Raw genomic sequence first — 17,601 nt, forward strand, 5'->3', positions numbered from 1 at the left:
CGGCCGGCCGGTCAGTGCAGCCGCATGCCGGGGAGGGCCCCGGCATCGGGGGAGAGCAGGTAGACACCCTCCGCTCCCGCGCCGCTGGCAGCGACGACCATCCCCTCGCTGGTGCCGAACTTCATCGTCCGCGGGGCGAGGTTGGCGACGACCACGACCAGCCGGCCGACGAGGTCCGCCGGCGCGTGGAATCCCTTGATCCCCGCGAACACGGTCCGCGTCGTGTCGCCGCCGAGGCTGACGGCGAGCTTGAGGAGCTTCCGGGAATCGGCGACCTCCTCGGCGGCGACGATCCGGGCGACGCGGAGGTCGACCCGGCTGAAGTCGTCGATCGTGCAGGTCGGGGCGAGGGGCTCGGCGGCGAGGGGGGCTCCGGGATCGGTCGTCATCGGTGCGCCTGTGGTGGAAGGGGGTTCAAGGGCAGTCGGGGAGGGAGTCGTCGCGGCCAGCAGCGCCGCGATCCGGGCCGGATCGACGCGCGTTGCCAGCGGCGTGAACGGGGCCACCGGCAGGCCGACGAGGGGCTGCTGAGACTCGTCCCACGAGCGGATCGGGCCGCCGACCAGGTTCCCGGTCTGGGCGGCGAGCCGTGGCAGGACGGGGGCGAGGTAGACCGCGAGTTGCCGGAACAGGTTGAGGGCGACGGTCGCCACGTCGCGCAGCCGTGCGGCCGAGGCGGGGCCGGCCTTGGCGAGCTTCCACGGTTGCTCGGCGTCGACGTAGGCGTTGGCACGATCGGCCGCGGCCATGATCAGGCGCATCGCCCGGGCGAAGTCGCAGTCCTCGTAGGCTGCCGCGATCGCGGCGCCGTCGGCGGCCGCGCGGGCGAACAGGCCACCGTCCTCGGGATACCGGTCCGCCAGCCCGGTCGCTTCCAACCAGCGGGCCGTCCGGCTGGCGAGATTGACCACCTTGCCGACGAGGTCGGCATTCACCTTGGCGGCGAAGTCGTCGAGGTTGAGGTCGATGTCGTCGATGTCTCCCGACAGTTTCGCCGCGTAGTAGTAGCGCAGCGCCGCCGGATCGAGGTGCTCGAGGTAGGTTCGCGCCAGGACGAACGTCCCCCGTGCCTTCGACATCTTCTCCCCGTTGACGGTGAGGAAGCCGTGGATCCGCACCTTCGTCGGCAGCGTGAGGCCGGCCGCGGCGAGCATCGCCGGCCAGAACAGGGTGTGGAAGTAGGTGATGTCCTTGCCGATGAAGTGGTGGATCTCCGCCGGCGGAGCGTCGCCCGGCTGCCACCAGTCGCGCCACGACCCTCCCCGGGCCGCCGCCCATTCCTCGGTGGCGGCGATATAGCCGACCGGAGCGTCGAACCAGACGTACCAGTAGTGCCCCGGGGCGTCGGGGATCTCGAAGCCGAAATACGGCGCCGGTCGCGACACGTCCCAGTCGCGGAGCGGCTCGCCGAGGAAGTGGCCGGTGAGGTAGTTGGCGACCTGCGGGGCGAGGGCACCCGACGACTGCGTCCAGCCGCGGAGGAACTCCTGCAGCGGTTCGAGCCGGACGAACAGGTGCTCGGCCGACCGCACCTCGGGGGTCGCACCGGAGAGCGTGCTCCGCGGATCGACGAGGTCGGCGGGCGAATAGGTCGCGCCGCACTTCTCGCAGGCGTCACCATACTGGTCGGTGGCCCGGCAGCGCGGGCAGGTTCCGCGGACGAACCGGTCGGCGAGAAACACCCCGGCCACCGGGTCGAACAGCTGCTCCACGGCACGGCCGGCGACCAATCCCCGGTCGCGCAGGCTCTGCCACACGATGGCGCACAGCCGGCGATTGGCGTCGCTGTCGGTGCTGCCGTAGTGGTCGAAGCCGATCTCGAACCCCGCGAAGTCGGCGAGATGGGCCGCGCGCATCTCGGCGATCACCTCGTGCTCGCCGCGCCCCTCGGCACGGGCCCGGATCATGATCGCCGTGCCGTGGGTGTCGTCGGCGCAGAGGAAGATGCAGTCGTGCCCCCGCAGTTTCTGGAACCGGACGAAGATGTCGGTCTGGACGTACTCCACCAGGTGACCGAGGTGGATGTGCCCGTTGGCGTAGGGGAGCGCCGCGGTCACGAGGATGCGGCGCGATGCGGGTGAAGCCATGCCGGGCGCGAGGGGGTGAGAGGAACGCGGATTGTAGGAAGGGAGTGTGGCGGGGGAAATGGCGGCGCGAGGATGGAGAACGCCGGCGCCACGCCGCGCCCCACGGCAGGGCTGAAAGTGGCCTTGTCGGCGCCGCTGGTCGCCGGCACTATCCGCCCCCTCCCGTCAGCCCGGCCGCTGCCTGCCGCGCCCGTCGGTGTCCCCCGGCCCTTCCCGGAGCTTCGGATGCACGCGTTCGCCTCCGGCCCCGTGCGCGGCGTGATGCGGCTCGGCCGCGGACTGTCGCTGGCGCTGGGGCTACTCGCGCTGGCGCCCTCCGCCCTCGCGCAGCCGCCCGCGCCGGGCGACGTGGTGCTCCTCGACTTCGCCGCATCATGGTGCGGTCCCTGCCGGGCGATGGCGCCGCTGGTCGCCGAGATCGCCGCCGCCGGCTGGCCGGTGCGCCACGTCGACGTCGACCGCGAGGGGGATCTCGTCCGCCGCTTCGCCGTCACCGGTGTGCCCTGCTACGTCTTGCTCGTGCGCGGCGAGGAGGTCGGCCGGATCAATGGCGCGACGTCGCGCGGTGAACTGGAGGGGCTGCTGGCCCGGGCACGCGTCGCGCCCCAGGCGGCGCCCGCCGCTCCCGCGCCGGTCCCCGAGCTCGCCGGCATCCCGCTCCCGGCCCAAGCCCCCGCGCGGCCGCTGGCGATCGACGCGCGCGTGCCGCGGCCGGCCGCCGCACCGGCCCAGGTCGTCGCCCCGCCCGCCACCGCGGTGCCGGTGTCGTCGGCCGGGCTTCCCGCTCGCGCGTCCTCCGCGCCGGCCGAGGCGACGATTCCCCCCGCCGAGCGCGCGGCCCTCGAGGCCCGGCTGCTCGCGGCGACGGCACGGCTCCGCGTCGAGGAGGCGACGGGCGTGTCGTGGGCCACCGGCACGGTCGTCGACTGCCGCCAGGGGGAGGCGCTGATCCTCACCTGCGGGCACGTGTTCCGCGAATCGAAGGGGCGCGGACGGATCGAGGTCGATCTGTTCGGCCCGCGTGGCCAGCGCGGTCTCGCCGGGCAGGTGATCGCCTACGATCTCGAGCGCGACGTCGCGCTGGTGAGCATCTTCACCGACGTGCCGATCGAGCCGGTCCGGGTCGGCGGTGGCGACCGGGTGACCTCCGTCGGCGCCGGCGTCGTCACGGTCGGTTGCGACGGCGGACGAGACGCGAGCCTCCGCTACAGCCGCGTCACGGCCGTCGACAAATACCTCGGCCCCGCCAACCTGCTCGTCGCCGGGCAACCTGTCCAGGGACGCAGCGGTGGCGGTCTGTTCGGCCTCGACGGCACGCTGATCGGCGTCTGCAACGCCGCCGACCCGACCGACGACCAGGGGCTGTTCGCCGCCCTTCCGGCGATCCACGAGCACCTCGACGAGGCCGGACTCGCGTTCGTGTACCGTGCGTCGTATCCCAGCCAGGCGGTCGCCGAGGCGGCGGGGGCGGCGGTGCCCGCGCTGCCCACCCAGATGCCGGCGGTCGCGTTCGACCGGCGCGACCGCTCGGGCGCCCTGCCGACGGCGGGATCCGGTCCCGGGCCAGATGCGGCCGGCGTGCCTGCCCCGGGAGGCCCTGCCCCTGCCGCCGTCGGGCCCCGGTTGAGCGGTGCCGAGGAGAGTCTCCTCGAACACGTCCGTGGACACGGCGATGCCGAGGTGATCTGCATCGTCCGTCCCGCCCGGCAGTCGCCGGCCGCGACCGGCGACGGCGAGGTGTTCGTCCTCCAGTCGACCAGCCGGGAGTTTCTCGACGGGTTGACGCGGCTCCGCAGCGCCACCGTGGCTCCACCCGCGGGACCCGCGCCGTCCGGGCGCTGACGGACGGCGTTCACGGGCAGCGGCCCGGTGCCGTCGCGGTCACTGTCCCGAGCGCACGTCGACGGTGACCGGGATCGCGTTGACAGCCTGCGTCGGCCCGGCACCATCCCGGCCGATCGCCATCAGCGTGACCATGCCGAGTCCGAGCTTGGCGGCCGGAACCTCGACTTCGCCGTCCGGTCCGGAAATCCGGCCGATCACGCGGCCGCTGGCGAATACGGTGATCGTGTCGATGCCCCGGCCGACGGCGGCGATGTGGACGGTCGCGCGGAGGTCGACCGGATTGGGATCGACCGACAGCACCAGCTCGCGGCCGTGGTTGGACGTGGTGATCGGCATCACCACGCGCCCCTGCGTCTCGACCGGCGAGGACTCGATCGCCACCACGCGCAGGTCGTGGTAGCCGTCGGCGAGCAGCCGGGTGTCGAGCGGAAACCGCTCGCCGCTGCCGTACTGTGCCAGGCGGATCCCGTCGACGAACACCTCGAAGCGGTCGACTGCCGCCGGACCCGTCGCCACCGCGCGCGGTTCGAGGAGAACCTCGCCCGACAGGCTCTGCCCTGCGGTCAGCGCCTTCATGTCGGGCACCGATACCACCTCGACATCGGGAATCCGCGCCCACGGTTGGCAGAGCGGATCGCCGACGACGAGGATCTGGTACGGCGCTTGGATCGACTGGTAGAAGGCCTCGGCGAGACTCGCGCCGCGGGCGTAGTGGATGTGGATTCCCGGATGGGGGAACTTCGGCTGCAGGGCGAACGGTTCAGTGACGGTGCCGCTCGAACCGGCCGCCCCGGCACGGAGGAAGACGGAGAGCGGCGTCTGGAACGACGAGGCGGTGAAGATCCCGCCGTAGCTGGTGAGGTTCTCGCAGATCGCCCCGGGAAGGATCGTGCTGCCGCTGGCCGACCAGTCGAAGTCGGCGACGCCGGTGGTCACCCCGATCACGTCGGGCTTCCGTACCGGCAACGTGCCGGTGACGATCTCGCAGCCGACCCCGAGCTTCGTCAACTCCCGCGCTACGCCCGGAAAAGCGTTGCTCCGCGTCGTGCTGCGGACGTCGCCGTTCTGCACCAGATAGACCGTGCCGGCCGGCCGGCTGCCGTCGGCCGTGGCGGCGGAATCGAGGTAGGTGATGATCTCGCGGATGCTGTTCCCGCGTCCCATCGAGACGCCGAGCATCGTCGACAGGAGGTAGCGCGTGCCGCCGGCCTCGTACAGTTCGCCGAGCCGGCCCCAGCCGTACCAATTCCGGAACCCGAAGGTCGTCACCGGCACCCCGTCGCCGTCGATCGGCCGGTAGTAATGGTTGCTGGCGACGTCGAGATAGCCGTAGTTGCCGGCGATCACGTTGGCGTAGAGCATCGTCATCCCGGTCAGCGACCCCGACGGGTACTGGTCCTTGGCGGCGATCTGCGGGGGCAGTTCGTCCTTGAAGTCGACGCGCCACGGGAAATCGGTCGAGTAGACGATCTGGTCGATCTGGGTCGACAGCCGACGGGCATCGATCGTCTTGAGGATCGGGGTCAGGATCTGGTCGCGGAACGCGCCGATCGACACCGCCTCGCTGCTCCCCTCCCAGGGGATCATGAAGACGTTGATCGGGGCGATCCGCCGCAGCCGCACGTAGGCATTGGCGACGGCGATGCTGCCGCCGCTGGTCGAATTGACGACGAGAAACACGTTTTCCGGCCCGCCGCCCGCGCGGGCGGCGCCGCCGGCACACGTGAGCCCGAGGGCGAGGCAGATCGCCCACCCGCGGCAGTTGCGTCTCGTCTCCCCCGGCATGGCCCCTCCCTGATCCGCTGCGACCACCGGCCCTGGCGGAAGGCACCGCCACGGCGACCCCGCGCCCTGGAATGTAGCCGGCGATGGTTGTCCGCTCCACCGCCCCGTGCGGGGGCGGCCAGGATGCCATGGATCGATCGTTCCGCCGACCGCTACACTCGGCGCATGAATCGTCGCGTTGCCCCGCCGCTGCAGTTCCTCTCGGCAGCCTTGTTCTCCGTCGCGCTTGTGGCCGGGGCCGCGGAGCCGACGGCGGACGACTTCTCCGGAGCCCGGGCGATGGCCCATCTCGAAGGCCTCGTCGGCCTCGGGCCGCGGCCGAGTGGATCGCCGGGGATGGCGCGACAGCGACAACTGCTCTCCGACCACTTCCGCGCCGCCGGCGCGACCGTCGTTCCGCAGCGCTTCCGTGGCCGCGATCCGCGCACCGGACAGTCGATCGAGATGGAGAACCTGATCGTCGAGTGGCACGCAGACCGGAAGGACCGGATCCTGCTGGCCGCCCACTACGACACCCGTCCCTTTCCCGACCGCGATCCGGTCGACCCGCGCGGGGTGTTCGTCGGGGCCAACGACGGCGCCAGCGGCGTCGCGGTGCTGATGGAACTGGCGCGGTGGATGCCGGCGCTGGAGGGGCCGGTCGGCGTCGACTTCGTCTGCTTCGACGCCGAGGAGTGCGTCGTCTCCCCGCGCGATCCCTACTTCCTCGGGTCGCGGCACTTCGCCCGCGAGTACCTCGCCGGCCGGCCCGCCGGCACCGACGTCCGCCGCTACCGGTGCGGCGTGCTCCTCGACATGGTCGGCGACGCCGACCTCGCGATCTGGCAGGAGCAGTACAGCGTCGAGTGGGACGACACCCGCCCGGTCGTCGAATCGCTGTGGGGAGTCGCCGCCCGGCTCGGCGTGCGGCAGTTCGTGCCCCGGCCGCGGTACCGTGTCGACGACGACCACGTGCCGCTGCGCAACATCGCCCGGATCCCGACCTGCGACGTCATCGATTTCGACTATCCCCACTGGCACACCACCGAGGACGTCGCCGCCCGCTGCTCGGCCGAGTCGCTCGGGGCGGTGGGGCGCGTCGTCCTCACCTGGCTGCGCGAGCAGCGCTAGCCGGTGGGGGCCGGGACGTCCGTGACCCGGGGCGGTGGCGGAGCGGCCCGCCCGGTCGAACGACGTCGGCGGCCGCGCGAGACACCGGCGGCTTCCGGGAGAGACCTCGATGGACGTCGATCCGGCACCCGCCGGCACCTCCCCGGCCGAGCACCTCTTGGTTGTGCCCGATCTCGGTCTCGGCGACGGGCAGGTGCTGGTGTCGCTGTGGCTCGTGCCCGAAGGGGCCGCGGTCAGCGAGGGAGACCGGATCGTCGAATTGGTGGCCGGCGGCGCGACGCTCGACCTCGAGGCACCGGTGTCGGGGTGGCTGGTGCACCAGTGCGTCGACGAGGACGCCGTGGTCGCCCCGGGGGACGTGCTGGCGGCGTTCAGGGGCGCTGCGGGGGCCGCCCCGTGACCGCTCCCGTCTCCCCCGCCGATGCGGCCGGCACCGGCCCGTGGACGGCGCGGTGGCTGGCGCTCGCCGGCGCCGTGAGCATGTTCCTCGTCCAGCCACCGGCTGATCTGTGGATGCTGGCCTGGGTGGCACCGTTCCCGTGGCTGTGGTTGGTCCGCTCCCGGGGGGCGATTCCCTGGGGCACGCTGTTCGTTGCGGGATGGCTCCACTGGATGCTCACGCTCCACTGGCTGCGGCTGCCCCATCCGGCGACGTCGCTGGGCTGGATCGCGCTGTCGGCGTATCTGGGGTGCTCGCTGCCGCTGTTCGTGGCCGCCGCCCGCCGCATGACGGGAGCCTGGGGCTGGGGGCTGGTGGTGGCAGCGCCGGTAGCCTGGGTCGGCCTCGAGCAGGCGCGCGGCTGGATCCTCGGTGGGTTCACGCTCGGGGCCCTCGGCCATACACAGTGGCGCGTCCTGCCGCTCCTCCAGGTGGCCGACCTGTTCGGTGCCTGTGGCGTCGGTGGCCTGGTGATGGCCGTCGCCGCGGCGCTGGCGACGGCGCTGCCGGCACCGCCCGGGTGCGGCTCGGCACCGCGGCACCCCGCCGGCACGCTCCGGGTGCTGGCCGGTGCCGGGACACTGCTCGGCCTGGCGATGGCCTACGGCGGGTGGCGGCTGGCGACGGAGCCGGCGGCGATCGGCGCGGCGCGGTCCTGCCTCGACGTGCTCCTCGTCCAGGGATCGATCGACACCGAGCTCAAGCACGACCCCGAAGCCGCCGGCGAGGTGCTCGAACACTACGACGGTTTGACGCGCGCGGGCCTCGCCGAAGACGACCGGCTCCCCGACCTGATCGTCTGGCCGGAGACGATGTGGCGCTACGGGCTGGTCGACATCGATCCGGCCGAACGTCTCCCCGACGCCGTCGTCGACCGCGTCCTCGGACCGGCCACGGAACCGCCATCGGCCGCGCTCGATCAGCGACGGCAGCGCGAATGCCGCGAGGCGATCGAGACCGAGCGGCGCGCGGCGCTGGCGTCCTACGCCCGGCGTTACGGGACCACGTGGCTGGTCGGGGTCGACCGCCAGGAGGTCGATCCCCGCCTCCCGGCCGGGGCCCGGTACTTCAACACCGCGGTGTGTCTCGACGGCACGGGGCGGATCCGGGCCCGGTACGACAAGATGCATCGGGTGATGTTCGGGGAATACGTCCCGCTGGCGGACCGGATCCCCTGGCTCCAGCGGCTCACCCCTCTCCCGGCTGGGCTGACGGCCGGCCGTGAGCCGGTGGCGGTCGATCTGGAGGGGTGCCGGATCGCGCCCACGATCTGTTACGAAACCACGCTCCCGGAGGCGATCCGCGCGATCGTCAACCGGCTCGCGGCCGCTGGAGGTCGCCCCGACGTGCTCGTCAACCTCACCAACGACGGCTGGTTCTGGGGGTCGAGCGAACTCGACATGCACCTCACCAGCGCCGTCTTCCGGGCGGTCGAGGTCCGGACGCCGCTGGTGGTCGCCGCCAACACCGGGTTCTCCGCGGTGATCGACGGTGCCGGCCGGATCCGGGCCCGGGGCCCGCGCCGGGCGACCGCCACCCTCCGGGCCGTGGTGGCCACCGACGGGCGTGAAAGTCCCTGGTTGACCTGGGGGAGTGTGCCGACCGGGGTGACCGTGGCGATCCTGGCAGTCGCCCTGACCGGGTGTTTCCGGGAATGGCTGCGGCGGGATCCGGCGGCGGCGCGGGAGGCTGGAACGGCGGGTCCCGGGCCGCTCCAGACGCGTTGACCCCCCGGCCGATGCACAACTATTCTCGGTTGTCAGCACGGCATGCACCGCCGCACCCGCCCCCGTGGGGTGGCCGGGCGCCCTCAGCGGGGATCCCATGAACATCATCGGCAAGATCTTCGTGTTCGCGGTGTTCGTCATGAGCTTGCTGTTCATGGCGTTCGCCGTCGCGCTTTACTCGACCCACACCAATTGGCGCGACGAGGTATTGCGCACGGCCGACCAGGCGCGGCCTGGGCAGACGGTCGGGTACAAGGTCCGGCTCGCCGAGGCCCAGAAGCAACGGGAGCAGTTGACCGCCGAGATCTCCCGGTTGACCGCCGAGGTGTCCGCCTCCGAGGCCGCCCGCGACCAGGTCGTCGCCAAGATCCAGACCGCGCTCGAGGAAAAGAACAGGGACCTCGAGAGCCTGCGCAAGGACAAGGAAGCCCGCGAGCTGGAGCGTGAGAAGGCGCAGGCGGAGCTGGTCAAGACGCGGCTCGAGCTGGAAACCGCCACCAAGGTCGTCGCCGACCTCCGCACGGAGATCCGCGACATGCAGGCCACCGTCGACGAGCACGTCGACCGTGCCGCCAAGCTCGCCGGCGAGCTCCACGAGCAGGAGTCGTTCCTGGCGATCGCCAACGAGCGCAAAGCACAGCTCGAGAAGCAGGTCGCCAATGCCCGGCTGCTGCTCCAGCAAAACGGTCTCTCGGTCGACAGCCTGCCGCGCGACAGCGTTCCGGCGATCGACGGCGTGGTGACTGCTGTCGTGGCCGACTCGGTCGAGCTTTCGCTCGGCGGTGACGATGGCCTCCAGGCCGGCCACGAGGTCGAGGTCTATCGCAACGACAAGTACCTCGGCCGGTTGCGCGTGGTGAGCGTCGAACCCGATCGCTCGGTGGCCGTCGTCGTGCCGCAGTTCGTCCGTGGCGTCATCCAGCGCGGCGACCGCGTGGCCACCCGCCTCAAGGCCTGAGCACCCGTCCGAGGGCAGGTTCGCGGGGCGATCACCAGATACCCGACGGGTCCGGAGGACCGCATGGCTGCCGATTCCCAGACCCGCCCGCCGGTCAACGTTTACACGGCGATGCTGGTCCTGAGCTTCATCGCGATCGCGGTGGGCTGCATTTTCCTGGCGCTCGACCTCAACCGGTACGGGTTCCAGGTGCAGCCCCCGGGCGACGTGAGGTCCTGACCGGTCGCAGCGTCGCTCGGCGCCGGCGTGCGGCCCCGGGGCCCGGCGGCCGACGAGCCGAGGCGTGACGCGGCCGGTGGACGCTCCCCTTCGTGGGCGCCACCGACCGCGTGACCGAGACACCGCGACGATGCTTTTTTCCTGGCTCAGGTCCCGGCGGCGTCGTGCCCTCGCCACGGTGCCGTTTCCCGCCGAGTGGGAGCGGCTCCTGGTCGCCGGCGTGCGCCAGGTGGCCTGGCTGCCGCCCGACGACGGCCAACTCCTCCGCGGCATGGTGGCGGTCCTCCTCGCCGAGAAGCGATTCGAGGGGTGCGGCGGGCTCGAAGTCGACGATGAGATCCGGGTGGTGACCGCCGGGCAGATGGCCCTGACGGCGCTGGGGCTGTCGGTCGATCTGTTCGATCGGCTCGGGTCGGTGCTCCTCTACCCGGGCGACTTCAAGGCCCCGCGCGCCGAGTCGCTCGGAAGCGGTGTCGACATCGAATGGCGCCAACCGCTCGAAGGGGAGGTCTCGACCACCGGGGCGATGGCCCTCTCCTGGCCACGCGTCCGCGCCGGGGGCCGGCTGCGCGACGGCGCCAGGGCGCTGGTGATCCACGAGACGGCGCACCTTCTCGACGGACTCGACGGGGAGATCGACGGCGCGATCACCGGGGGCGGTGGTCGCTGGGAGGAGCAGTTCGCTGTCTGCCGCGAACACTATGCGGAAGTACTCGACGAGGGGCGTGCGGTGCCGTTCGATGACTACGCCACCACCAGCCCCGCGGAGTTCTTCGCCGTCGCCAGCGAATGCTTCTTCCAGGATCCCCATCCACTGTGGCGGTTCGACCACACGCTGTACGACGTGTTGGCCATGGCGTGGCGCCAGGATCCGCGCCGCCGCGTGCCGGTCAGCGGGGGCGCTCGTCGCGGTGGCTGACCGCGGCCGCGCGGCGCTTCAGCGATCGCCCGGGGCCGCGAACGGATCCTCCTCCTCCGGTTTCGCCGGCGCGTCCTCTCCGGTCATGGCATCGTCCGGCCCGGTCTCCGGAGGCGTGTCGAACGGCGATTCGGGGGCGGGGGGCTCGGGGGTCGGGGCGGCAGGCGTCGCCGTCGGCGTCGGCAGCGCCTCGCGGGCGGCAGCCGCCCGCCGCGCGGCGGTCCCGCGCGGCGACAGCGCGACCAGCGCGCCGTCGGGGCTGGCGAGGATCAGGCGGTCAGCGACGCGGCTGGGTGCGGCCACAGAGAAGCCGCCGAGGCAGACCAGATCGCGCGGGGCGCCGGTGGCGGCATCGAGGCTCGCCAGCCGGCCGGCCCGGTCGAGGAACCAGATCCGGCCGGCGCAGGCGGCGACGATCGTGCCGGGCACGCAGGTCTCCCAGACGAGGTCGCCGGTCGCGGCCGAAAATCCGCGCATCCCCGCCTCGCCGAGCGAGACGACGACGACCTCCCCGGCGAGGAACGGACCGTCGTCCGGGGTATTGTCGAGGCGCACGTGCCAGCCGAGCCGCAGCCCGCCGCCACCGATGACCGACGAATCGATCCGCGCCAGGTCGGCGCCGGTCGTGGCGGCGAAAATCGCCTTGTCGGCGATCGCGAGCGGACCGGCCGGTGTGCTGACGAGGTCGAATTCGGCACGCTGCCAGCCCGACTGGTCCTCCTCGAGGGCGACGAGCAGGCCGTCGCGGGTGACCCAGGCGAGGCCGTCCTCGAAGGCCTGGGGGGCGAGGTCGAGGGTGCCGCCCGCCTTGAGCGACAGCGGCTCGCGCGACGCGGCGGTGTCGTTGATCTGCGTGGTGCGAGCGGGCTTCGTCTTCCCCTTGGCCTTCTCACGCTCGGCCTTGGCCGCCGCCTGGGCGGCGACGACGGAGGCCGGCTTGCCGAGCGGGTTGGCGGGGAGGCGGAGGATCGAGGAGGCCCCTTCCGGCTGGTAGACCCAATCGCCGATCACGAGCGTGCCGCCGATCGGCGACCCTTGGAGGCGGTGCTCCCAGCGGACGGCGCCGGTGCGGCGCTCGATCCCGACGATCCCCCGGCCGCCGGTGACGGCGATGAGGTCGCGGCCGATGCCCGCCGGTGGCACCGGTTGCCCGCCGGTGGCGACGTGCGCCGACCACAGCACGGCACCGCGGCACGGTTCGCCGGCGCTGCCGTCGGTCGCAGAGATCGCGTGCACGCCACCGTCGCCGGTCTGGACGACGACCAGATCGTCACCGACGACGACGTGGCTGACGCCGTACCCGGACGAATCGAACGGGACCTGGACGAGCCAATCACGTTCCAGGCCGAGACGGTCGGCGGTGAGCTCGTCGGCGAGCGTGCCCTGCAGGCAGCCGGCAGGGGCGCGGCCGGCGGCGAGCCCGAGCAGGATGACGGCCCAGGCGGCGGTATGCCTGCCACGAGCGTTGGATGTGCGGGGGCGTCGGGTCGGAGCAGGGGCGGTGGCAGGCATCAGGTGGCTCCCCAGGGAACGCTGGCAAGGGCGCACGGCGTCGGGGGCGTGGTCGTGCCCGGGTGGCGAAACACGCTCGGCCACCCATCCGCGCTCGGCGGACAGTCCACGGCTCGGGCCGTGGACCACCCGGCAAAGATAGCCCACGCGGCGCGGCCAGGCGGGCGATCCGGCCGGTAGAATGCCGGTCGTCCGTCCGCCCTCCCGACGTACGAACGACCGGGCCGGGCCGTCTCGTGGGGCCGCGGGGATGCCGCGGCAGGAGTGCACGCTGGCCACCGTTCCCGACGTCGCCGCCCGGATCCTGGGCTACCTCAACTTCAGTTCCGGAGCGTTCGATCCTGCGGTCTGGGGGGGATTGAACGATCTGTATGCGGCCGTCGAGGAAGGGGACGGCAGCGGTTCGGCGTGCGAGTCGCCGACGGCGTGGCCCGAGGTAGCGGCCCGGCTGTCACGGCGTCTCGACGACCTCGAACGCGAGGCCCCGGCGTTCCGCGACTCGACGCAGGCCCGGCGTGTGTTGCGGCTGGTGAGCGACGGCGTGCTCCCTGGGTACCGGGAATTTCACGCCGATCTGCTCGAGCACCAGCCCCCCGGGGGCCTCGAACGCCCGTACTTCGTCATGGCCGCCGTGCAGGCCGTGCTCGAGGCGGGGGGGCCATGGCCGGAGAGCGGAACCCCCGGCTGGAGCGCCGCGATCGCCGCCGCGATCGACCGTCTCAACGACTACGTCGGCTGGCGCCCGGTCGCCGTGCTCGAGAACGGGCGCCTCTCGGCTCCCTATCCCCATGAACGGGTCCGGCCGTTGCCCCTCTGGCTGCCGGGGTCCGGGGCCGCCGCCGGGCGCTACCGGACGCTCGTCGGTGCCGCGGTCGGGATCCTCGGTTCCGCCCCCTCCGCGCTCCTCGGCCAGGCCGACTTCGATCCGGGCCAGATGGAGGAGTTGGCGATCGATCCGCGCGCGTTCGACTTCCTCCATCCGGCCGCCAGCCGGCCCAACTACCTGTTCGGACTGTGGGATCCCGCCCGGATCGACGAGGCAGGGCGCTACCGGCGGATGGTGGTCCAGCAGGCGACGCTCGACGGGATCCTCTCCTGGTCGGCCGCCGGTGCCGACCACGGGCGGACCGCCGCGCAGCTCGAGGTCGAGGCCGCCGGCGTCCTCGCCGGCGTGATCCTGATGGCGGCCGGCCTGTCGGGGCACGGTCCGGCGGCGCGGCACGCGGGGATGCCGCTGGCGGAACTCCTGCCGCGGATCGCCGAGTACCGCGACGGGTTCTACCGCTGGCTCCTCGGGCAGCTTCCCGCCGACCACCGCAGCGCCCTCGACGGCGAGACGGCCCGCCTCCGGCAGCCGTTCGGCGGCGTGCGCCGGCACATCAATTCGCTGCTCGCGGGCCGGCGGGCACGGCAGGTCGAGGCAGTGGCGCTGGCGGCGGTCTTCGCGCGCCTCGGCCGGGCGACCGCGGCCGAACGGCTCACCGCCCGGGTGCCGGCGGCGTCGGCCCGGCTGCTGTCGCGGATCACGGCGTGCGTGGTGGCGGCCCAGCGCCACCTGCACGACGAAGGCGCCGGGGCGGCGGCCGCGCTCGACGACCTCGACACCGCCGTCGAGTTGCTGTTCCGTGGCGTGGCCTGCGGAGCGCTGGTCGATCCCTGGAACATCCTCGGGCTGGGCGGTCAGTTTCCCCTCCACGACCCCGGCGGCGAGAGCCTCCCCGATCCGCGCGTCGACGACCTCGTGGCAACGACCGCATCGATCCTCGAGGGGCAGGCGGCCGCCTGGCGCGCCGCCAGTGCCGCCGCCGACCGGACCACCGAGGCCCGCGCCGCCGGGGCGCTGGAACGGCTCGCGACCTGGTGGGACCGCCACGCGACCGCGACCGTATCGGGGGTCAGGCACCTCAGCGGCCGCGAGATCGTCGACGGGACCCGCGACGTGATCGCGGCGCTCGGTCGCCGCCGCCGCGCCGCACCGGCCGCACCGCCACCGGGATTCTGGCGGACCGAGATGGCCTCGTTCTCCTCGCCGCGGAGCCATGCCCAGGCCGCCGCCGAGCTGCTCGACGAACACGACCTCGACGGGGCGATGGGGTTGCTCGTCCACTGGGCGTCGCTCCTCGAAGGTCCGGCAGTGGAGCGCTCTGGGACCGAATGGTTGGCCGCGGCAGGACGGTGGGTGGCGCTGGCCGGAGCCGACCGCTCGCCCGGCGGCCGGGCCCGGGTGCGGCGCTTCCTCGAACTGGTCGAGGCCAACATCTCGGCCGTCGCTGACTGCGTCGAACAGGCCGGGGCGGCGCCGCGGCGCGGACGGCGCGGCGACGACGGCGACGCCGACGAGTCGGCCGACGGCGAGGAGCGGCTCGCGGCGGCGTACGAATCGATGGTCTGGCGCGATTCGGCCGACGACGGTCACGAGGGGGGCATGCTCGACGCCGGCGGCACCCCCGGGGCGTCGGCGACGGGCCTCGGCGAACTGGAAGGTGCGGCGGAGCTGATCGGCGGCGTCTGCCGGCTGCTGCGCCAGGCGCTGGCGGCGGCGATCGTCGTTCCCGCCGGTGCCGGCGGCGAGGCGGAGGGGGCGCTGGCCTCGGAGGATCGGCTCGAGCACGACTCGCTCGTCGCCTGGCGCCACTTCCTCGAGCGGCTCGGCCGGGCGCTCGTCGCCGCCGCCGACGTCGTCGCCGCCGACGACACGGCGGTGGTCCCCGGCACCGTCACGGCCGACGACGAGCGCGCCCGCTGGCAGCGCGACGTGACCGTCGAGCGCCTCGTCGACGCCGCCGTCCAGGCGACCGAGACCCGCTGGTTGGTGGCGGCCCGTCTCGGGATGCTGCGGCCGCAGCGGCGCGGGCATGCCGTCGGGCGGCTGTTCGCGGCGCTCGCCGCCGGCGACGTGGGGGCGGTCCGCGACGCCTTGGAGCGCGTCCGGCAGCGGTTGGTGGGGCGGCCGGTGCTCTACGTCCCGCTGTCGCGCGGGGGGCGCCCGGCGCGCGTCGTGCGGGCCCGGTCGCGGGAGCGGCTCCTCGAGCGGCTCGCCGCCGCGCTGCCGCGCGTCGGGCTGGTCGCCGAGGGTTCGGCCGCGGTGCAGCTGGCCAAGGCGCTGGAGAGCCGCCGCCCACCGGGCCCGGCGAGCGTGAGCGAGTTCGACCGCGTCTTCGAGGCAGGGACGACCGCCCTGGTGGAGCGGATCGTCGAGAGCGCCGGCGACGGCGACGGTGCACCGCCGCCGGCCGACGTCGTCACCGCCCGGATCCTCGAGGGGCTGGCGCTGTTGGTGCCGCGGCTGCTCGACACTTGGATGACGCACGCCCGGCAGCTGCGCCTGTCGGTGCTCGAGCGCGTCCGCGATCCGAAGAGCTTCGCGCCGGTCCACGACTTCATCGAGCGCTACGGCGCCGGCCTGTTCACCCAGCATCTCCTCGCGCCGGCGACGCTGCGCGGCGTGCTCCGCCGCGGGGTGACCGCCTACCTCGAGGCGCTGCTCGAGGAGCACGCCCGCGAAGGGGGGCAGCCCGTCGACGGGGCCCCGCGCCGCCCGCTGCGGCTGCTGGCCGATCTCGAGTCGGGCGTGCTGCCGCTGCGGCAGGCCGCGGCGCGGATCCGCTTCGTGCTCGAGGCGGTCGCCGAGAACCACGCCGAGTACCGCGATTGGAACTCGACCACCACGCAGTCCGACCGCGGCGAATGCCTCCACGTGCTGCTCGAGTTCCTCCGGCTCAAGGCGGAGTACGAACGGATCGCCTGGACGCTGCGTCCGGTGAACATGGCGCACCGCGTCCTCGCCCGGCGCGGCGCGACCGCCGCGGCCGAGGCGTGGCGCGGACGGATGCGCGACGAGACGCTCGACACCGCCACCGACCTGGTGACCCGGTTGGCGGAGCTCGAGTCGCGCTCGGGCGTGCGCCTGGCGAGTGTCTCGGACCGGCTCCGCCGGCCGTTCACGGCCGTCCTCGAGCAGGACGAACTGGAAGCCCTTGTCGCACCGGCGGTGGCCGAAGCGGTGGCGGGCCGCCCCGGGGCCGCCGGGGAGTCGCTCGAGACGCGCGCCGAGTCGTTCCTCGGGCTCGCCGGCGGTTCGGGTGTCGAGGTGCCGGAGTGGTGCGAGCGGCTCGCGGCGTGCGTCGATCAGGCGCTGGAGACGACTCCCGACGGCGGCGCACGGCGTGCCGACCAACTTCCCGAAGCACTGCCCTGGCGGCGCGTGCCCTGGGCCGAACTGGTCGCGTCGTTGTCGCCATGAAGGGGGCGGCGCGCGATACTCGGCCGTCACGGCATCCGCGCCGGTCCCGGACATCGCCAGGAGGATCCGATGAAGCCCGTCCCCCGCTGCCACATCGTGTGGGCCGTCGCGATCCTCGTGGCGCTGCCGGTCGCCTCACCGGCGCGCGGCGCCGAGCCGGGGTTCGAGCCGCTGTTCGACGGCCGCACGCTCGCCGGGTGGAACGGCGACACGGCGACGACGTGGCGCGTCGAGGAGGGGGCGATCGTCGCCGGAGATCCCGCGCGTCCCGTGCCGCGCAACGAGTTCCTCGCCACCGATCGGGAGTTCGGTGATTTCGAACTGCGTCTCGAGTACCGCCTCGACTTCACCCGCGCCGGCAACGCCGGCGTGCAGTTCCGCTCGCGGCGGATCCCCGACCACCACGAGGTCAGCGGCTACCAGGCCGACATCGGCCCCGGGTATTTCGGCGCGCTGTACGACGAGAGCCGGCGCAACCGGATCCTCGTCAAGCCGGCCGACGAAGTCGTCGAGAAGGCGCTGGCTGCCACGCGTGACGGCTGGAACGACTACCGGATCCGCTGCACCGGTCCGCGTGTCCGGCTGTGGCTCAACGGCGTCGAGACGGTCGACTGGACGGAGCCCGAGCCGGAGTCGGCGGTGGCGCGGCGCGGGATGGTCGCCCTGCAGATCCACGGCGGCATGGTGGGCACGGTGCGCTACCGCAACCTGCGCCTCCAGCCGCTCGCGGCCGGGGCGGACTGAGCGGTCGCGGCGC

11 protein-coding genes are annotated in these 17,601 nt (G+C 73.2%); 8 read left to right on the top strand and 3 right to left on the bottom strand.

Annotation, left to right across the window (positions count from 1 at the left end):
• Positions 1-11: 11 nt before the first annotated feature.
• Entirely contained in the window at positions 12-2,087 is a 2,076-nt protein-coding gene (metG, locus tag FJ309_02805) for a methionine--tRNA ligase (GenBank protein ID MBM3953548.1), read from the bottom strand.
• Between the two features lie 72 nt (positions 2,088-2,159).
• On the opposite strand from metG, the gene FJ309_02810 reads away from it, so the two are divergent.
• Positions 2,160-3,929 carry a hypothetical protein gene (locus FJ309_02810; protein MBM3953549.1) on the top strand — a complete coding sequence of 590 codons (1,770 nt, stop codon included), beginning with the start codon at positions 2,160-2,162 and terminating at the stop codon, positions 3,927-3,929.
• Positions 3,930-3,968: 39 nt separating this feature from the next.
• On the opposite strand, the gene FJ309_02815 is transcribed toward FJ309_02810, so the two are convergent.
• Positions 3,969-4,508 (bottom strand): hypothetical protein, encoded by a 540-nt coding sequence (locus tag FJ309_02815; GenBank protein ID MBM3953550.1) that lies wholly within the window; start codon positions 4,506-4,508, stop codon positions 3,969-3,971.
• 45 nt (positions 4,509-4,553) lie between these two features.
• Here FJ309_02815 and FJ309_02820 point away from each other — a divergent pair, with 45 nt between their 5' ends.
• The 5 genes from FJ309_02820 (at position 4,554) to FJ309_02840 (ending at position 11,089) form a co-directional block, all read left to right on the top strand.
• On the top strand, positions 4,554-6,827 hold the full coding sequence (locus tag FJ309_02820) for a M28 family peptidase (protein ID MBM3953551.1): 2,274 nt from the start codon (positions 4,554-4,556) through the stop codon (positions 6,825-6,827).
• Positions 6,828-6,936: 109 nt separating this feature from the next.
• Entirely contained in the window at positions 6,937-7,227 is a 291-nt protein-coding gene (locus tag FJ309_02825) for a biotin attachment protein (GenBank protein ID MBM3953552.1), read from the top strand.
• Positions 7,224-8,993: an apolipoprotein N-acyltransferase gene (gene lnt, locus FJ309_02830; GenBank protein ID MBM3953553.1), complete on the top strand. Its 1,770-nt coding sequence runs from the start codon at positions 7,224-7,226 to the stop codon at positions 8,991-8,993. Before FJ309_02825 ends, lnt begins: the two co-directional genes overlap by 4 nt.
• 97 nt (positions 8,994-9,090) lie before the next feature.
• Positions 9,091-9,951, top strand: a complete 861-nt coding sequence (locus FJ309_02835; GenBank protein MBM3953554.1) for a hypothetical protein — start codon at positions 9,091-9,093, stop codon at positions 9,949-9,951.
• Between the two features lie 349 nt (positions 9,952-10,300).
• A complete protein-coding gene (locus FJ309_02840) occupies positions 10,301-11,089 on the top strand; it encodes a zinc-dependent peptidase (GenBank protein ID MBM3953555.1) in 789 nt (262 codons plus the stop codon).
• Positions 11,090-11,107: 18 nt separating this feature from the next.
• Here the strand turns inward: FJ309_02840 and FJ309_02845 are convergent, their stop codons facing one another.
• Complete coding sequence (locus tag FJ309_02845) at positions 11,108-12,601, bottom strand: hypothetical protein (GenBank protein ID MBM3953556.1); 1,494 nt, start codon at positions 12,599-12,601, stop codon at positions 11,108-11,110.
• 250 nt (positions 12,602-12,851) lie between these two features.
• On the opposite strand from FJ309_02845, the gene FJ309_02850 reads away from it, so the two are divergent.
• The gene (locus tag FJ309_02850; protein MBM3953557.1) at positions 12,852-16,844 is read left to right on the top strand and encodes a hypothetical protein; all 3,993 of its coding nucleotides are present in this window, start codon (positions 12,852-12,854) and stop codon (positions 16,842-16,844) included.
• 69 nt (positions 16,845-16,913) lie between these two features.
• A complete protein-coding gene (locus tag FJ309_02855; GenBank protein ID MBM3953558.1) occupies positions 16,914-17,588 on the top strand; it encodes a DUF1080 domain-containing protein in 675 nt (224 codons plus the stop codon).
• Positions 17,589-17,601: the final 13 nt, after the last annotated feature.

Source organism: Planctomycetota bacterium (assembly GCA_016872555.1).
Lineage (GTDB): Bacteria > Planctomycetota > Planctomycetia > Pirellulales > UBA1268 > F1-20-MAGs016.